We start from the raw sequence: 17,997 nt of genomic DNA on the forward strand, positions 1-17,997 counted from the left end.
GTGAATGAAAACCAGACAGGTGAAACTGTCTGGTTTTTTTGTCGAATTTTATCATATTGAGTCATATTGGGCAGTGAGAAGGGCACCCTATAATTAAAAAATGGAGGTGACCAGATTGCCTTTCTCAGACTATAAACCAGGTGATCAAGTATATGTGATTTATCGAAATCCACATGCTGCAAACGTAGCACAAATTAAAGAAGCAGAAATTGTTTCACATCCATACAACGAAGAAGAGCTTGCCCTCTTTTTGCTTGAAACGTATCATCCACTAGCACCTGATGATGCTGTGTTTCCAACATATGAAGAAGCAGAAGCTCTTTATCAAGATTTGTTTGAATAAGGGAGATTTTAGAAAGGATAAAAGCCATCCTGTGCGGTTAAAGTAACGGTATGAAAACCTTAAAGGTAAGGATGTGCTTAATATGATCAAACCTTTCGTTCCCCAGCTTGTTTACATTGAACCCCGGGCGTTAGAGTACCCGTTAGGACGAGAGCTGAAGGAAAAGTTTGAGGGTATGGGAATCGAAATAAGAGAAACGACTTCACACAATCAGGTCAGAAATATTCCGGGAAAAAATGACTTGCAAAAGTATCGTAATGCGAAGTCAACGCTTGTCATTGGTGTGAGGAAGACATTGAAGTTTGACTCGTCTAAACCATCTGCAGAGTATGCGATCCCATTTGCAACAGGGTGTATGGGACATTGTCATTATTGCTATTTGCAAACAACAATGGGAAGTAAGCCGTACATTCGAACGTACGTCAATGTAGAAGAAATATTAGATCAGGCAGAGCAATACATGAACGAGCGAGCGCCGGATATCACGAGATTTGAAGCATCATGTACATCAGACATCGTAGGAATTGACCATTTGACACATACACTCAAACGAGCGATTGAATACTTTGGGCAGACCGACTTAGGAAAGCTTCGCTTCGTCACGAAGTTCCATCATGTTGATCATCTGTTAGATGCAAAGCATAATGGCCGGACAAGATTCCGTTTTAGTATCAATGCCGATTATGTCATTAAATATTTTGAGCCCGGCACATCACCGCTAGATCAGCGGATTGAAGCGGCTGTAAAGGTCGCAAAGGCAGGCTATCCTCTAGGCTTTATTGTTGCCCCAATTTACATCCATGAAGGCTGGCAGGAAGGGTATAAAGTTCTTTTTGAAAAGCTCAATGCAGCTCTTCCTGAAGATGTGAGAGACGATATCACCTTTGAGATGATTCAGCATCGCTTTACAAAACCAGCAAAGCGTGTGATTCAAAAAAACTACCCAAAATCAAAATTAGAATTAGATGAAGAAAAAAGACGATACAAATGGGGCAGATACGGGATTGGGAAATATATCTATCAAAAAGATGAGGAAAAAGAACTAAGAGAGACGTTAGAATCATATATTGATCAGTACTTTCCATCCGCAAAAATTGAATATTTCACTTAAAACAAGTCTATAAGGCTTGTTTTTTCTATTTAAATTTTCTTATAACTATTGAATGCGGTATCATTTTGCCGATATATAAATTAAGGTGTGAAAGTAGATGTAGGGGTGTGAGGAGATGTTTAAGAAACTTCAAGTGAGAATAGCTGTTTTCATCTCAGTTATTTTGATTTTAACTGTTTTGGCTGTTCAAGTGGGTTCCAACTTAGTGTTAAAACCACTTATTGAAAGAGATGCAAAAACCACCGCAGCAGCAACGGCAGAAAGTATGAGAGACATCATTACAGAAAAGCTTGATAATTACGGCAATACCATTAACAAAGTGGCAACAGATAAAATGACTGAAGAATTTGCGCAAAAACAAACAAAGCAAACACTGGATTTTGAAAAAAGTGCACTAAAAAACTTGCAGGAACAGGATAAACTCATTTCGTTTGCTTATATTGGAACAATTGACGGCAAAATGCTCGGCTTCCCAGAGTTCGATCTTGGCGAAGGGTATGATCCATCGAAACAAGGCTGGTTTAAACAAGCAGCTGAAAAGCCTGATCAGGTCGTTTGGACAGATCCATATGTCGATGAAGCAACAAAAAAAGTGATTGTCTCAGCCACGAAGGCGATTGTCATAGATGGAAAAGTCATTGGGGTCGCTGGACTTGATTTGAAGCTGTCCTCTATTCAAACGTATATAAATGAACAAGAGATTCCTTATAAGGGGACCGCTTTCTTAGTTGATGGCACAGGTACCCTTTTGGCGCATCCAACAGAGCAAGGAAAAAACATATCAAAGGTCGCTTCTGTGAAAAAAGCGCTTGACAACTCAGGTGTTGATGACAGCAAAGAACTGACGGTCCTATCTAAAATCAAAGAAGCCAATTGGACGGTTGGTGTCAGCTTTGAGAAAAGTAAACTGCTTTGGATCACAGAACAAATGAATCAGACAAGTATCATTATATCCGTCATTGCCATTATTCTTGCGATGATCCTCAGCTTCTTATTGGCAAGAAGTATCACTACGCCAATCAAGCGTTTAATAGGGCATGTGCGTAAGGTGTCAGAAGGCGATTTAACAAGCACGCTTGCAGTGAAATCCCAAGATGAAATTGGTTTCCTCACGAAAAGCATTAATCAAATGACCGAGGATATCCGGGAGTTAATTGAAAAAGTAAAAGGGGCTTCAGATCAAGTTGTGAAATCAGCAGATGAAGTGACCCACATTTCAAATGAGACCTTGCTGTCTAGCGAACAGATTGCAACGGCCATTCAAGAGGTGGCAACAGGAGCATCTAAGCAGGCATCAGATGCAGAAACGATTAATGAGAAATCAGAGCATTTGTATGAGAAAGTGCGTCATATGGGTGAGCTTGCCTCACAAATGCAAACCAACTCAAAATCATCTGAAGATGCAAGCTATAAAGGGCTTGATGCACTTGGTATGCTCGTCCAAAAATCAGCACAAGCGAACGAAGAATCGAAAAAGGTAGAGCAAATGCTGCTTGACCTTGAGCATAAAACGAAAAATATTGAAAATGTCGTGACCGCCATCTCTGAAATCTCGGATCAAACGAATTTACTTGCACTGAATGCAAGCATTGAAGCAGCGAGAGCAGGAGAAAGCGGACGAGGATTTGCTGTAGTTGCAGAAGAAGTGAGAAAGCTTGCTGAACAATCTGCACAGTCAACAAAACACATTAGTGAAACCGTCAAACTCATTCAAGATGAATCGAAGAAAGCAGCTGAGGCGATGACAGCAGCAAGTAAAATGAATGAGGAACAAGGTGCGGCCATCAATGCAACAGGTGAGGCACTCAGCAGCATCACAATGGAAATGCAGGCACTTGTCGATTCAATCGACAGCATTCATACACAGATTAATGAAATGACAGAAGAACAGCAGAAGATGAGTGACTCCATTCAAAGCATTGCTGCCATTTCAGAAGAATCTGCTGCCTCAGCTGAGGAAGTGCATGCGTCTACAGATGAACAAGTTCAAGTGTTAGAAAGAACGAAAACCTCAACTGAAATGCTGAACGAATCAAGCCATGCACTGCGTCAGGCGGTTGACCGATTTAAAGTGTAAAGAGCGGGAAAGAACCTTGCGATGTGAGCAAGGTTCTTTTTGTATGATAAAATAAACTAGAGGAGGTGTTGACATGGATGTCAATCTAACTGGAAAAAAAGCATTGGTAGCAGCAAGCAGTCAAGGTATCGGAAAAGCGATTGCCTTTGCTCTAGCAAAAGAGGGAGCAGATGTGATGCTCTCGGGAAGACATGAACAGAAGCTGAAAGAAACAGTCAACGAGCTGTCTCCGCTTGTCAAAGGACAGCTGACTTATCAAGTATGTGATGTATCTGACGCCGGGCAAATCAAGGCGCTTGTTCAAGCGGCGGCTGGTGATGAGAAGTGTCTCGACATTCTTGTGAACAATACAGGCGGGCCTAAAACAGGAACGCTCGACACCTTAACAGATGAAGATTGGATCGAATCATTTCAGCTTCATTTACTCAGCTATATTCGGTTATTAAAAGAGGCATTGCCCTTTTTGAAAAAACGCGGCGCACGTGTGTTAAATATTGCGTCAATGTCAGTGAAAGAACCGATCCCAGGCTTGATGCTGTCAAATACATTTAGACCGGCCATAGCCGGCTGGACAAAAACAGCTGCTCTGGAGTTTGCAAAGGATGGTATTTTAATTAATACGTTAGCACCGGGAAAAATTGAAACAGACCGTGTGAAACAGCTGGAGAAGCACCGCGCACAAACAGAGAATCGAACGGTTGAAGAAATCAAAGCACAGGCTGAACAAGCGATCCCGCTTGGCCGTTACGGCCAGCCAGAGGAATTTGCAGCATATGCAGCGTTTCTTTTATCAGAAGCCAATACATATATGACAGGTCAAACACTGATCATTGATGGTGGATTGACAAAGTCTCTTTAAGGAGGAACAAGTGATGGCACAAATCAAAACAGTTGGTTTTATAGGAATCGGTGTAATGGGGCGCAGTATGGCAGGACATTTAATAGATGCAGGCTATGAAGTTCTCGTTTATACAAGAACGAAAGCAAAAGCAGACGCATTGATTCAAAAAGGCGCATCATGGAAGCCGGCAGTAAAGGAGATTGCAGAAAGTGCAGATGCCGTCATAACAATGGTGGGATATCCATCTGATGTAGAAGAGATCTATTTAGGTGAAGATGGGCTTGTGGCACATGCCGCGCCAGGTACATATCTCATTGATATGACGACATCGAAGCCTCAGCTTGCAAAAGAAATTGAGTTGAAAGCGAAGGAAAGAGGTATATTTGCATTAGATGCACCTGTATCAGGCGGAGACATAGGAGCCCAAAATGGTACGCTGGCCATTATGATCGGCGGAGAAAGGTCAGCCTATGAAGCCTGTCTGCCGCTATTTAAGCAAATGGGTGAAAACATTCAATATCAAGGGCCGGCAGGAAGCGGTCAGCATACAAAAATGTGTAATCAAATTGCCATTGCAGCGGGGATGGTCGGTGTCGCAGAGGCAATGGCCTATGCCGAAAAATCAGGGCTTGATCCAGAGCAGGTGCTCAAAAGCATCACAACAGGTGCAGCCGGCAGCTGGTCTTTGTCAAACCTTGCACCAAGAATGCTGAAAGGTGATTTCGAGCCAGGGTTTTATGTGAAGCATTTTATCAAGGATATGGGCATTGCACTTGAAGAAGCAGAGCTGATGGGGGAAGAAATGCCAGGGCTCTCACTTGCGAAGTCACTTTATGAAAAGCTGAGCGAACAGGGCGAAGAAAACAGCGGGACCCAGAGCATCTATAAATTATGGGTCAAATAAAAAAACTGTCCTGCCTAGGTGGAATAGTTTGCAGCTTTAATCAAACCCTCAAAACAAATTAAAAACCTGCCCCAAATAGTAGACTAACCTAGTCAAATGGGACATAAAAAAACACCCTTCAAGTGATACACTTAAACTAAGTGCTAATTTGGAGGGTATTTTTTATGAAAAAAAACAAATATTCAGCTGAAATAAAATGGGCGGTTGTGAAAGATAAATTAAGCGGGCAGTTTACCAATCAACAAATTATGGATAAATATCATATAAAGAATGTATCTCAGATTAAAACATGGATGAAGTGGTATCGAGGAAATCAGTTACATCGATTCGATCAGCCAATTGGAAAACAATATAGCTTCGGGCATGGACCTGACAATGTATCCAAAGAGGAAAAAGTGAATAGGCAGGTTGAACACCTTAAGATGGAGAATGAAATTCTAAAAAAGTATTTGGAGATCGTAGAGGAGTTGAAAAGGGAGTAACCTTGTATTTGATCGAGAGATTACGGAAGAAATATACAGTAAAGTCTGTCTTAAGTATTTTGCAGGTCGCCAGATCGACCTATTATCGTTGGGTATCCGAAGGAATACGTAAAAAATCACAAGTGGAGAAGGCTGTTATTTCCTTATGTACCGAAACGTCGTTCCGGTACGGCCATCGTAAGATCCGAAAGCTACTTCAGCGTCAATATGATATCAAACGAAACCGAAATACTATACAGCGCATCATGCAAAAATACCATCTTCAATGTCGTGTGAAGCGTAAAAGGAAATGGAAATCAAAAGGGGAATCTGTCATCATTGCCCCAAATATATTAAATCGAAACTTCACCGCAATACACCCGAATTTAAAATGGGTAACAGATATTACTTATATTCAGTATGGACCAAGAACGCTCTACCTTTCGACCATTATGGATTTGTACAACAACGAAGTTGTTGCCTACACCCTAGATGATCACCAACAGACATCACTCATATTGGACACATTGAGAGCAGCTTTAGAGAAAAGGAATTCGCCTAAAGGTGTACTTGTGCATTCAGATCAAGGAAGTGTATACAGTTCGTATGCATATCAAAAGGAGCTGGGGGTAAGGAACCTCACAAGCAGTATGTCTAGACGAGGTAACTGTTGGGATAACGCAGTGATTGAATCATTCCATTCCAGCTTAAAATCAGAGGAATTTATGTTTACAAAGTTCAACTCTATATCAGAAAAAGATGTCAGGCAACGAATCGACCGTTACATCAAGTATTATAATGAAGAGCGTATCCAAAAAAAATTAGGCTACCACGCACCAAAAACATTTGGTAGCATGGCAACCTAATAAGGGTGTTTTATTTGTGTCTCAATCTGCTATGTCAGTCTATGAGTAGGAAGGTTTTTTTTGACCTTATTTTCCGATGAATTGCTGCGTCCAGTAGTTGCCAGATTTCACATAACCAACACCGATATGTGTATAGCTTTTGTTTAAAATGTTCGCTCTGTGGCCTTCACTGTTCATCCATGCTGTCACAACTTCTTGAGGGGATCTTTGACCTTGGGCAATGTTTTCACCTGCTGATTTGTAAGTGATACCGAATTGCTTCATTTGATCAAATGGAGATCCATAAGTTGGGCTTGTATGAGAGAAATAGTTTTTATCTTTCATATCTTGAGATTTTGCGCGAGCAGATTTGCTTAATTTAGAATCAACAGAAAGTGCCTTTAAGCCTTGTTTTGCACGCTCTTTATTTGTAAGCTCAACCACTTCTTTTTCAAATGCATTTAAGTTGCTGTCTTCTTTTGATGCCGCTGTGTCTTTTTGGTCAGCTTTTGTGTTGCTGCTTGTGTTTTCTTTTGCTGGAGTGCTTGGTTTAGAAGCAGTTGGTTTTTTCACTGATTCTTGTTTTTGTTCTTGTTTTGCTTTGTTTACTTCTTTCACTACTTTAGTTCCTGTAACAGGTTGACCGCTTTTGATCAGCTTGTTTAATAGAGCTTCGATCTCTTTTTGATTCGACTTGCTTAGCTTGTTTACATCTGAAGAGATATGTAATTTTGCTGCTAGTGTATGAAGATCAATGGCTTGATGCTGTACATTTATCACTTGTTTCAGGTTAAGCTCCTTCGCATCAGCTGAATGTCCTCCAGTGAACGTGATGAGTGCAGCAGCTGTCAGCGCTGAAAAAAAGAATGATTTCTTCTTCATATTGTAACTCCTCCTAAAATCTTTGTTTTGTTTTCTCACAAAAAATCATAACATGGACTTTTTGTTATAAACGTACCAGCATCCTCCATTGACAATGCCAGTTTGTCATTTTTGTTAAAGTCATCGTAAGAGCCGCTTTATATCAAAGGATAGAGAATTCTTCCATTTAAAGAAAACGACATAAACATACCAATATTTTAAAGTGTTAGTATATTTTTTTGCAGATTAGGGATTGACAGCTTTTTTTCACTTGTTTCGCTGTAACAACTATTACAAAAGTGTTACAATAATGAGTGGTAATTGTAAAAGATTGAAAAGGATGAGAGGAGCTACATAAGTGGGAGAGAAACAGCATCAAGGTGCTGCCGAGCAAAAAAGAATCAAGCGCCGGAACGCCTGGAGAATTAATCTCTTTTTCTTCGCTGTATTTAGTTTATTTGCTGGACTTGTGATCAAGCTTGGTGTGCTGCAAATCGTCAATGGTGAAGATTATAAAAAGCAAGCCAACCGAACAGAGGTCAAAACAGCATCATACCCGTCTCCAAGAGGAAAAATGTATGACGCGAGAGGAAGAGTCGTCGTTGATAACGAAAGTGTACCTGCCATCGTTTATACATCAGAAAGCGGTGTGAAAGCGGAGGATAAGATTAAGGTAGCAAGAAAACTTGCGACTTATATAAAAATGGATACTGATTTTTTGAGAGAGCGTGACATTCGAGATTTTTGGCTGGCGAGCCATCCGAAAGAAGCGGATAAACTCATTTCAAAAGCGGAGAAAAAAGATATCGATGCAAAGGATGTCTATCCGCTTCAAGTAGAACGTGTCCCAAAGAAAGAAGTCAAGGCGATCGAAAAGAATGCAGAGGAAAAAGCTGTTGCAGCGATCTACCGTAGATTTACAGGCGGATATGCCTTTGAGCCCCAAATCGTGAAGGCGATGGACCCAAACGAAGAGAAAAAAGGGGACGAAAAAGTTGCTTTACTCGATGAAACGAAAGAATCCAAACAAACTTCATCCGTAAGCCTGACATATGAAGAAATTTCACTTGTCTCAGAGCATCTTGATGAACTGCCTGGTGTGAACGTCATCAACGACTGGACAAGAAAATATCCGTATGAAAAGACCCTTTATAATGTACTTGGCGGTGTGACTACACCAGAGCAAGGAATTATTAAAGAGCGTGAAGATTACTATATGGCAAGAGGCTACTCGCGAAATGACCGGGTAGGGAAGAGCTATTTAGAATATCAGTACGAAGATTTTCTAAACCCTGAGAAAGCGACCGTTCAATATACACAAGTTGGCGGGAAGCTGCTTGATGAAATCAAGCGGACAGAGGGACGAAGAGGACTTGATCTTGCGCTGACATTTGATATGGAGCTGCAAAAGGAAGTCGACAAAATCGTTGAATCAGAACTTAGATCCGCCAGCGCGAGAAACTATATGATGGATCGTGCCTTTGTCGTCATGATGGACCCTCATACAGGGGATGTTCTCGCCATGTCGGGCAAGAAAATGGACGGCAGAGACGTCACAGATTTTGCGATCGGAACATTTACGACCCAGTACGAAATGGGCTCTGTTGTCAAAGGAGCCACAGTACTTGGCGGTTATCAGGACGGGATGTCACACAACCAAGCCTATATGGATACACCGCTCTACTTTGCAGGGAGTAATGGAAAACCGAAAAGGTCTTACAAAAATCTTGGATGGGTTAACGACATTCAAGCACTCCAAAAAAGTTCCAACGTCTACATGTTCCAAGTAGCGATGAGAATGGCGGGCATCACCTATCAAAAGGATGGTCCGTTACCTGCAAGGCCTGAGCACTTACAAAAAATGAGAAACTACTATGCGCAATTCGGTCTTGGCGTGAAAACGGGGATTGATCTGCCGCAGGAATCAAGCGGGATGCAGACGCATCCTAAGACGGTCGGCGGACTCTTGCTTGATGAAGCAATTGGTCAGTATGACACGTATACACCGCTTCAAGTGGCACAATACATGTCAACGATCGCCAATGGAGGCAGCCGTATTCAGCCGAGAGTAGTGAAAAGTGTTCATCTTCCAACGAAGAAGGATGAAGTAGGCCCAGTCGTAAAAAAATATGAGCCAAAGGTGCTGAACACGATTAACAACTCGAAAGCAGATATTGACCGCGTAAAAACGGGTCTGAAAATGGTCACATCAACAGGCGGAACTGCCGCTGGCCGGTTTGGTCAGCATGATGTCGCAGGAAAAACAGGTACAGCGCAAACGTTCTACTATGGTGCCAACCGCAGCTGGTGGGGAAATTCAACGTACAACTTAACCTTTGGAGGATACTATCCTTCTTCTAATCCAAAGGTGGCGTTTAGTGTCGTGACACCTTATGTCTCAGATAAAGATCCTGTTATTAAAAACATCCCAAGTAAAATTGTGGATAAGTACGTTGAATTACAAAAGAAATATGAAAAACAATAAACCGCAGGGAGCACAGCAGCAGAAAGTGCTCCCTTTTTGCTGAAAATATGGACGTTTCCCTCGATGACAGAAGGAAAATACGGGTTTTCTAGCGAATCTTTTTTATACATCAATCTAAGGACAACCCTAAAAAATGAAAAGGAGGGTCGGACGACGATGGAACAACAAATGAAAGATTCGAATCAATTGTATTCGAACATCGATTTACATGCCGTTCTTTCTTCTAATGGCCGCTTTCTCTACATTTCTTCCAACTGTAAGCAGCTTTTGCTCTATGAACAAAAGGATTTTCTAGGGTGTTTTTTGAAAGACTTTGTTCATACCGAAGATCAATTTCTCGTCGAAAGTTATTTTTACAATCAGCACATGCTAGAGGTTTGCCACTTTAGACTGCTAAGAAGTGATCTGACAGCTGTATGGATCGAAGCAAGCATTGATTTTGTTGCTTGTGATGGGTTAGACAACGAAGTAAGTAGAGAAATGATCCTGAAAATGAGGGTGCTGGATACTGAGCCCCAAAAAGCAGCATTTCAAACAACATCAAAAGCAGCAGAACAGTCGCTGGGCAGTCTGCCGGCTTTCCAAAATGTCGGTGAAGCTGAACAATTGATTGCCATGCTGCCAAATCCGTTATGTATTACGACTTTAGGGAAAATTGTGTATGCGAATGATGCAATGCTGCAATTAATGGGGGTAAGTGCAAGAGATGACATGATCGGCAAGTCCGCGTTTGATTTTATTGCTGAAGAGTACCATGACATTGTCAGAAGCCGAATAACAAGGCTGCAGCAAGGACTTCCAGTCGGAATGATTGAACAGATATGGAAGCGTCAAGATGGAAGTAGTATTCATATTGAGGTAAAGTCATCACCGACGATTTATCAAAATCAGCGGGCAGAGCTTTTACTGCTAGTGGACATCTCATCCCGTAAAAAATTTCAAACCGTTCTTCAAAAAAGCCGGGAGAGGTATCAGCTGCTCATTCAAAATTCCATTGATACGATTGCGGTCATCCATGATCACAAATGGGTGTTTATGAATGAATCTGGCATTAAATTATTTGAAGCCGAGCATTACGATAAATTAATAGGAAAGGATATCTTTCATCAAATTCATTCCTGTGATCAGCAGAAGGTCAAAAAGAGTTTATCTCGTATTATTGAAAGAGCATCAGATTCCGAGATTGTCACGATGAGCTGTCATACGTTTAAACATAAGCTGATTTATACAGAAATGGTCTGTATCCCAACTACATTCTTTGGAGAAACAGCGGTTCAAATTATTTTAAGAGATATCTCCGAACGTAAACAGACAGAAGAGCTCATGCTCCGCTCAGAAAAATTATCGATTGCAGGTCAATTGGCGGCTGGCATTGCACATGAAATCAGAAACCCATTGACCGCCATCAAAGGCTTTTTACAGCTCATTAAACCGAAAACAAAAGATCGCGATCAATACTTCGAGATTGTTTTCTCTGAGCTGAGCCGAATAGAAATTATCTTGAGTGAGCTGCTAATGCTGGCGAAACCGCAGCAAACGTCCTCAATGCAGACGCTTGATTTGAAAAAAATCATCAGCGAAGTCACAGCCTTGTTAGAAACACAAGCGAACTTAAATGGCATTTTAATGAACACAAGTGAGATAGAGGAGGGTCTCCTGATGAACGGAGATCAAAATCAGCTCAAGCAAGTGTTTATCAATTTAATTAAAAATGCCGTAGAATCCATGCCGGACGGAGGAAAGGTAGACATCACAGCCAAAGCAGAAGGTGATGGAATACTTGTCACCATTCGTGATGAAGGGGTCGGCATTCCTGAATCGGTGATGAAGCGGATTGGAGAGCCCTTTTTAACCACAAAGGAAAAAGGAACCGGACTTGGCCTCATGGTCACATTTAATATTTTAGAAAATCATAACGGGACGATCCGTGTGGATAGTCATCCTGAAAAGGGCACCGTATTTCACATCATGTTTCCTGCCAAATAAAAACAACGGCAAGAGAGCCGTTGTTTCAATCTAGCGAATGAATGGAACGTTTTTCGAGTACAAATTGTTCTAGCCGGTCAAGTCCTTCTTTCAGCGTTTCAAGTGAATAAGCATAAGACAGGCGCACATACCCTTCACCGAGTGGAGAGAAAGCAGAGCCTGGTACGACCGCAAGTCTTGTACTTTCTAACAGCTCCATGCAAAAATCAAAGGAACTCATCCCAAACGATTCAATGGATGGAAAAATATAAAAAGCGCCAGAAGGTTTAATTACCGGAAGCCCCATAGAAATGAGCCGATCATATACATAATCGAGTCTTTTCTTATATTGCTCTCTCATGATCAGTGCATCATCCACACCATTTGTCACAGCTTCAAGTGCCGCCTTTTGTGAGACAGCCGAGGCACAAGACACGTTATATTGATGTACTTTTAATACATGTTTAGCAATCGGAGCTGAAGCAAATAAAAATCCAATTCTCCATCCAGTCATGCTATGAGATTTAGACAGTCCATTGATGACAATGGTCTGTTCTTTTAAGAAAGAGGCAATTGAATGATGCGGCCGGTCAAATGTCAGCTCGCTGTAGATTTCATCGGATAAAATAAAGATGTCTTTTCCTTCAAGGAGCTGGGCAATTTCTTTCAATTCTTCTTCTGAAAGCGTGACACCAGTCGGGTTTGAAGGGTAAGGAAGAACCACACACTTTGTCTTTTCCGTTAGCGCATCCTCAATCAGCTTGGCATTCAATTTAAAGCCGGCATTCGTTGTGTCAATATGTACGGGCATGGCACCGCACATTCGAATGATCGGTTCATATCCGGGGTATACAGGTCCAGGTAAAATGACCTCGTCGCCTTCTGTTAAAATGGTTCGAAACGCAGCATCAATGGCTTGGCTTGCACCTGTCGTCACAATGATTTCTGACTCTGCCTCATAATCAAGATTCACTTTCTTCTTGATATAATGCTGGATTGCTTGTCTTAGCTCTAGGAAACCAGCATTGTGAGTGTATGAGGTGAAATTCTCGTCAATGGCTGCTTTGGCAGCTGTTTTGACATGATGCGGCGTATAAAAATCGGGCTGGCCTATCGTCAATGAAACGACATCTTCATATGACGATACGAGATTTGAAAATGTTCGAATGCCTGAAATTTCAATATCCTTTACTCTTGGATTCAGCAAATGCTCCATTTCTCATCACCTTAAAAATTTATGTTTTTATCCTATTTTACCATTCACTGCATAAATGTCACCTGCGAAAGGCACTGGATATCGTTATATGTAGTCTATTCTCCTATCCATCACCGCATGAGTGATATATTGAAGAAAGAGCAACATTTATTATAGCGTAACCTCAAGAGAAAATACAGGCTGTGATGAAGATGATTAGAAAACGGCAAAACTGCGTAAACTGAAAGAACGTGAGAATCAGGGTCATGGGAATTGCTTTCATAGACATACGATCTCCTAAAGGAGGACGATAGATGGAACAATCAGCGAAGACATCGAAAATCGCGTTTCTATCCGTGCTGAGCAACACATTTGTTGTCATCTTAAAAATCATTGTGGGTCTATTAACCGGATCTGTTGCGGTTTTATCAGAAGCCATTCATTCGTTTCTCGATTTAATGGCGTCGTTTATTGCATTTATTTCTGTTCGTATTTCAAGAAAGCCAGCAGATTCTAAACATCCTTATGGACATGGAAAAGTCGAAAATATTTCTGGAACGATTGAGACCTTGCTGATTTTCGTTGCTGGCATTTGGATTATATACGAATGTGTTCACAAATTAATGCATCCAGAGCCAGTCAAGCTGCCTGTGCTTGGCATTGTGGTCATGCTGCTAGGCGCGCTCATCAATTTTGTTGTATCGAGGGCTGTAAACAAAGAGGCTCAGCGAGTACATTCAGTCGCCATGAAATCAAATGCACTGCATCTTTTAACGGATGTGTTTACGTCATTAGGGGTGGCATTTAGTTTATTGCTTGTGGCATTAACCGACTGGTATTTCTTAGATCCGATCATTGGAATGATTCTGGCCCTCTTTATTATGCGTGAAGCGTTTAAACTCATGAAGGAAGCCTTCCCGCCGCTTGTTGATGCTCGGTTAACACCAGAGGAAGAACAAGCAATCGAAGCGATCATTCAAGGATTTAGTCAAGAATTTATTGAATATCATGACTTTCGAACAAGGCGGTCTGGCGCCGAGGAATATATTGATTTTCATTTGATTGTAGATGGAAAGACAACGATTGAAGATGTACACCAATTATGTGATCGAATTGAAGAGAAGATTCAGCTGGCATTTCCGCATGCACAAATCTTTATTCATGTGGAACCTGAAAGTGAAAGAAGCGCACAAACGTAAAAAAGGCGATCAACCTATTCTCAGGTTGTATCGCCTTTTTTTACGCTTCATCTATAAAATGAAATCAATATCCATAAGCAGTATCGTAGTCTTCATACCAAGAGATATAAGCTGTGTCATCATTTGACAAACCATGCTTCATATCTAAAAAATCAGCTTCGCACATATCTTCAATTACAGTCATTTCGTTGTTCTTTAATAATACGACAGTTCCCATCATGAACACCTTTCTTTAAAAAATCCTTGACTATTGTACCATTTGAAGAATCATTGTCAACAGAAGAATGGAAACAAGACGAAAATATCACAAAATGTTAAAAAATCAGGGGGGAAAAGAACTAGAAGTGCCATGATTTTCACAAATTTTCAGTGTTTATTCATATAAATCGTGTAGATCAAACTGATCTAAAATATATGTAAAAGTGTAAAGCTGCATTGATCTTGCTATATTCATAAGATATAATAACGAATGATTATAAGAAATTTATAGAAAACATACATAATAAAGGAGAAATAGGATGGAAACCAACATAACAGAACCACACATTCAAGAGAAGAAACATCCTGAGCTAGCAGGTGTAGGCTATCGTTTTCTTGCACACCTTTTGGACGGTATCATTATTAGTGTACCATTTTCATTCATTGTATTTATTCTGGCAACACTCTTTTTTGTCTCAAGCCCTGAGGCGGCATTTTTAATGTATGATGATAGCTATTACTATTCTTCAACGGTGATTACGGATGAAGAATGGGCAGTCATTATGGGCCTTCTCTTTTTCTATGGCGTAACGATCTTAGTCGGTATCGCGGTGACTTGGCTGTATTATGCGATCATGGAATCATCAAAGCTGCAAGGAACTCTTGGCAAGATGGCTCTTGGAATCAAAGTGACAAAAGCAACGGGTGAAAAAATAACATTCGGGCGCGCGACAGGCCGCTTTTTTGCAAAAGGCTTTTTGTCTCCAATCTTATGTATTGGCTACATCATTGCCTTTTTCACAGAAAAAAAACAAGCACTTCACGATTTGATTGCAAGTACCATTGTTGTGAAGAAATAATGAAAAAAGTACCTCTGCTATATGGGGACTGACCCCATAAAGTGAGACAAATAAAAAACACCTTCAAGTTTGAAAACGGATCGTTGTCATCCGAAATAAAACATGGAGGTGTTTTTTCTATGGGGACAAGAATCAGCAATTGGCTGTATAAAAGTGTTTTGATCCCTGTCTCAAAAACGGGGGTCAGTCCCGTGCCTTTTTTTCATAGATCGCTTGTATGGAAGAGGGAAACAGCACATAAAATAGAATGATAGTGAAAAATGAGGCAGGGAAGGGAGACAATCGATTGAGAACAGGAAAAAAGACCGCACAGAAAAAAGGGGCAGGCTTTGGGTTGTTTTTGACAGCACCTGTGCTGGCCTGGGCGTTGTATGATTTTGCAAATACGATCTTTTCATCAAATATGATCACCATTTTCTTCCCATTTTACTTGCAGGAAACGATCGGGGACAGTGCGAGAATGGACCAGATCGCCAGCACCTTTATTTCTTATGCAAACGCACTAGCCAGCTTTTTTCTCGTCATTTTTACACCTTTATACGGAGTGCTGATTGATCGTACAGGGAAAAAGAAACGCTACATTACGGTGTTTACGTTCATATGTATTGCTTGTACGTTGATGATGGGGATTTTTGCTGGGATTGATTTCTCAAGTGAATGGTTTGGGCTGCCTGTTTCTTTATTAGTCGTGGTCACCTTGTTTGTGATCGCAAAGTTTTTTTATCATTCTAGTCTTGTTTTTTATGACACCATTTTGCCCGATCTTGGGACAAAAGATGAAATCCCGCTTATTTCAGGATTTGGTATCGCCGTTGGCTATTTAGGAACACTTGTCGGCCTCTCTGTTTATTTACTTGTCGGCAATGACCAGTTTCATGAAGCATTTATTCCGACAGCCCTTTTATTTCTTCTCTTTTTTCTACCCTTTCTCTTTTTTGTAAAAGATCCTCATCCGCTGCCTCAGCAAGAGAAAAAGGCGTCTTTTTTCAGCGGGTATAAAGAGATTGTTCACACGTTTAAAGAGATGAAAAAGTACAAGCCAGCTTTTATCTTTATGATTGCTTTCTTTTTTATGAATGATGCTTTACAAACAGCGATTGCGATGATGGCTGTTTATGCCAAAATCATCATTGGCTTTACAGCTGGACAATTTATTTTGCTCTATCTTGTGTCGACCATTTCAAGTGTCATTGGCTCCTTTCTGTTTGGATATATCACAAAAGAGATAGGGGCAAAGCGATCGATTACAGTTGTGTATGTCATTTTGATTGCTGCGCTGATTCTGGCTGTGACAGCGGCAACCGAATGGGTCTTCTGGATAGCGGGCAGTTTATTCGGGATTTCACTTGGCGCAAGCTGGGGGGCATCACGAATCTTGATTATTGAACTGACACCGAAGGAAAAGCGAGGACAGTTTTTTGGCCTCTTTGCATTCTCAGGGAAGGTATCTTCCATTATCGGGCCGATCATTTATGGCTCAATTACCCTGCTGTTTGCAGAGCACGGAAATCTCGCAAGCCGCCTTGCACTAGGGTCTTTGCTCATCCTTGCAGCGATAGGACTTGTGATTCATCAATTCGTTCGAGAGAAAGCATAAAGAAACGTCAACTTTTCACCTATGCTGCCGATATAAAAAGTACAATCTTATACTGAAGAATAGAGGGATTTCCGTGGCTTTAAACAAACAAGAAATTTTACTTGACTCTGGTACCAATGAATTGGAAATTGTGAAGTTTGAAATTGGTGCAAATCAATTTGGCATTAATGTCATGAAAGTAAGAGAAATCATTCAGCCGGTTGAGGTGACGGTTGTCCCGCACTCTCACCAAGATGTAGAAGGGATGATTAGTTTACGAGGCGAGATTTTACCAGTCATCAATCTATTTTCCTTTTTTAATGTCGAGTCAGATCAGTCAGAACAAGAGAAATATATTGTGACTGAATTCAACCAACGGAAATTTGTGTTCCATACAGGAACGGTATCACAAATTCACCGCGTCAGCTGGGAAGAGATTGAGAAGCCGACTGCACTCAATCAAGGGATGGACCGTCATTTAACGGGCATCATTAAGCTTGATGAAAAAATGATTTTCCTTCCAGATTACGAAAAAATCATTTATGATATTGAATCCGCTTCTGGTGTTGATACGTATCATATGTTTGACGGTGAGAAAGACGAGAGGAGAACAGGGAAGAAGCTGTATGTCGTTGAAGATTCTCCGCTTCTCATGCGTTTATTAACAAATGAATTAACCGAAGCAGGCTATAAAAACATTGTGACCTTTGAAGATGGCAAACAGGCATATGATCATGTCATGGACCTTGTCAGCAAAGGAATCAGTGTCACAGAAGAAATTGATATGATTATTACGGATATTGAAATGCCTAAAATGGATGGCCACAGGCTAACAAAACTACTGAAGGACAATCCTTTAACAAATTCCATTCCGATTCTTATTTTCTCTTCGTTAATTACTGAAGATTTGCGTCATAAAGGGGAAACGATCGGGGCAGATGATCAAATCAGTAAACCAGAAATTCATCAGCTGATTGAAAAAGTCGATCATTTTATTATCTAAACAAAAAACCACTCGGTATGAGTGGTTTCAGCGTGTAGACAAACCCTCGCATTCTTTGTCAGTTCTGCGCTTC

General features: G+C 40.9%; 15 protein-coding genes and 1 pseudogene. 13 read left to right on the forward strand and 3 right to left on the reverse strand.

The features are described 5' to 3' along the window. Positions 1 to 100: 100 nt before the first annotated feature. The 7 genes and pseudogenes from M1D81_RS06910 (at position 101) to M1D81_RS06940 (ending at position 6,603) form a co-directional block, all read left to right on the forward strand. Positions 101 to 343 carry a transcriptional regulator SplA domain-containing protein gene (locus tag M1D81_RS06910; protein ID WP_044331928.1) on the forward strand — a complete coding sequence of 81 codons (243 nt, stop codon included), beginning with the start codon at positions 101 to 103 and terminating at the stop codon, positions 341 to 343. A gap of 82 nt (positions 344 to 425) precedes the next feature. Continuing rightward, the gene (gene splB / locus M1D81_RS06915) at positions 426 to 1,454 is read left to right on the forward strand and encodes a spore photoproduct lyase (protein ID WP_087977262.1); all 1,029 of its coding nucleotides are present in this window, start codon (positions 426 to 428) and stop codon (positions 1,452 to 1,454) included. A 115-nt stretch (positions 1,455 to 1,569) separates the two neighbouring features. Next, positions 1,570 to 2,592, forward strand: a pseudogene (locus M1D81_RS06920) (cache domain-containing protein); the annotation flags it as partial. After that, a complete protein-coding gene (locus M1D81_RS06925; RefSeq protein ID WP_456267149.1) occupies positions 2,584 to 3,531 on the forward strand; it encodes a methyl-accepting chemotaxis protein in 948 nt (315 codons plus the stop codon). The pseudogene M1D81_RS06920 and the gene M1D81_RS06925, both read left to right, overlap by 9 nt. A 73-nt stretch (positions 3,532 to 3,604) precedes the next feature. After that, positions 3,605 to 4,390, forward strand: coding sequence for an SDR family oxidoreductase (locus tag M1D81_RS06930; RefSeq protein WP_456265210.1), 786 nt, complete (start codon positions 3,605 to 3,607; stop codon positions 4,388 to 4,390). A 13-nt stretch (positions 4,391 to 4,403) separates the two neighbouring features. Then, positions 4,404 to 5,276: an NAD(P)-dependent oxidoreductase gene (locus tag M1D81_RS06935; RefSeq protein WP_456265209.1), complete on the forward strand. Its 873-nt coding sequence runs from the start codon at positions 4,404 to 4,406 to the stop codon at positions 5,274 to 5,276. A 164-nt stretch (positions 5,277 to 5,440) separates the two neighbouring features. Then, positions 5,441 to 6,603, forward strand: a protein-coding gene (locus M1D81_RS06940) for an IS3 family transposase (protein WP_456265149.1) whose coding sequence is annotated in 2 segments (ribosomal slippage) — positions 5,441 to 5,717 and positions 5,717 to 6,603 — 1,164 coding nt in all. Because the reading frame shifts where the segments join, the coding sequence is not laid out codon by codon here. Positions 6,604 to 6,669: 66 nt separating this feature from the next. Here the strand turns inward: M1D81_RS06940 and M1D81_RS06945 are convergent. Continuing rightward, entirely contained in the window at positions 6,670 to 7,464 is a 795-nt protein-coding gene (locus M1D81_RS06945; RefSeq protein ID WP_456265208.1) for a CAP domain-containing protein, read from the reverse strand. A 337-nt stretch (positions 7,465 to 7,801) separates the two neighbouring features. On the opposite strand from M1D81_RS06945, the gene M1D81_RS06950 reads away from it, so the two are divergent. Both M1D81_RS06950 and M1D81_RS06955 read left to right on the forward strand, forming a co-directional pair. Continuing rightward, on the forward strand, positions 7,802 to 9,928 hold the full coding sequence (locus tag M1D81_RS06950) for a peptidoglycan D,D-transpeptidase FtsI family protein (RefSeq protein WP_456265207.1): 2,127 nt from the start codon (positions 7,802 to 7,804) through the stop codon (positions 9,926 to 9,928). A gap of 156 nt (positions 9,929 to 10,084) precedes the next feature. Next, a complete protein-coding gene (locus M1D81_RS06955) occupies positions 10,085 to 11,914 on the forward strand; it encodes a PAS domain-containing protein (protein WP_456265206.1) in 1,830 nt (609 codons plus the stop codon). A gap of 25 nt (positions 11,915 to 11,939) precedes the next feature. Here M1D81_RS06955 and M1D81_RS06960 read toward each other — a convergent pair whose 3' ends face one another. Next, complete coding sequence (locus tag M1D81_RS06960) at positions 11,940 to 13,109, reverse strand: aminotransferase A (RefSeq protein WP_456265205.1); 1,170 nt, start codon at positions 13,107 to 13,109, stop codon at positions 11,940 to 11,942. Positions 13,110 to 13,402: 293 nt separating this feature from the next. Here M1D81_RS06960 and M1D81_RS06965 point away from each other — a divergent pair, with 293 nt between their 5' ends. Then, positions 13,403 to 14,287 carry a cation diffusion facilitator family transporter gene (locus tag M1D81_RS06965; RefSeq protein WP_456265204.1) on the forward strand — a complete coding sequence of 295 codons (885 nt, stop codon included), beginning with the start codon at positions 13,403 to 13,405 and terminating at the stop codon, positions 14,285 to 14,287. A 64-nt stretch (positions 14,288 to 14,351) separates the two neighbouring features. Here the strand turns inward: M1D81_RS06965 and M1D81_RS06970 are convergent, their stop codons facing one another. Further along, positions 14,352 to 14,504, reverse strand: coding sequence for a hypothetical protein (locus M1D81_RS06970; protein ID WP_456265203.1), 153 nt, complete (start codon positions 14,502 to 14,504; stop codon positions 14,352 to 14,354). Positions 14,505 to 14,805: 301 nt separating this feature from the next. Between M1D81_RS06970 and M1D81_RS06975 the strand changes: the two genes are divergently transcribed. From M1D81_RS06975 to M1D81_RS06985, 3 genes are all read left to right on the forward strand, one after another. After that, on the forward strand, positions 14,806 to 15,345 hold the full coding sequence (locus M1D81_RS06975) for an RDD family protein (RefSeq protein ID WP_456265202.1): 540 nt from the start codon (positions 14,806 to 14,808) through the stop codon (positions 15,343 to 15,345). 286 nt (positions 15,346 to 15,631) lie between these two features. Further along, complete coding sequence (locus M1D81_RS06980; protein ID WP_456265201.1) at positions 15,632 to 16,942, forward strand: MFS transporter; 1,311 nt, start codon at positions 15,632 to 15,634, stop codon at positions 16,940 to 16,942. A gap of 73 nt (positions 16,943 to 17,015) precedes the next feature. Next, positions 17,016 to 17,924: a chemotaxis protein gene (locus M1D81_RS06985; protein WP_024424709.1), complete on the forward strand. Its 909-nt coding sequence runs from the start codon at positions 17,016 to 17,018 to the stop codon at positions 17,922 to 17,924. Positions 17,925 to 17,997: the final 73 nt, after the last annotated feature.

The sequence above is a fragment of the Bacillus sp. JZ105 genome, assembly GCF_053903125.1.

Coding starts and splice junctions, on each gene's coding strand:
- M1D81_RS06925 (WP_456267149.1), top strand. CDS start 2,584: ATGACCGAGGATATCCGGGAGTTAATTGAAAAAGTAAAAGGGGCTTCA.
- M1D81_RS06935 (WP_456265209.1), top strand. CDS start 4,404: ATGGCACAAATCAAAACAGTTGGTTTTATAGGAATCGGTGTAATGGGG.
- M1D81_RS06960 (WP_456265205.1), bottom strand. CDS start 13,109: ATGGAGCATTTGCTGAATCCAAGAGTAAAGGATATTGAAATTTCAGGC.
- M1D81_RS06930 (WP_456265210.1), top strand. CDS start 3,605: ATGGATGTCAATCTAACTGGAAAAAAAGCATTGGTAGCAGCAAGCAGT.
- splB (WP_087977262.1), top strand. CDS start 426: ATGATCAAACCTTTCGTTCCCCAGCTTGTTTACATTGAACCCCGGGCG.
- M1D81_RS06975 (WP_456265202.1), top strand. CDS start 14,806: ATGGAAACCAACATAACAGAACCACACATTCAAGAGAAGAAACATCCT.
- M1D81_RS06970 (WP_456265203.1), bottom strand. CDS start 14,504: ATGGGAACTGTCGTATTATTAAAGAACAACGAAATGACTGTAATTGAA.
- M1D81_RS06910 (WP_044331928.1), top strand. CDS start 101: ATGGAGGTGACCAGATTGCCTTTCTCAGACTATAAACCAGGTGATCAA.
- M1D81_RS06965 (WP_456265204.1), top strand. CDS start 13,403: ATGGAACAATCAGCGAAGACATCGAAAATCGCGTTTCTATCCGTGCTG.
- M1D81_RS06945 (WP_456265208.1), bottom strand. CDS start 7,464: ATGAAGAAGAAATCATTCTTTTTTTCAGCGCTGACAGCTGCTGCACTC.
- M1D81_RS06955 (WP_456265206.1), top strand. CDS start 10,085: ATGGAACAACAAATGAAAGATTCGAATCAATTGTATTCGAACATCGAT.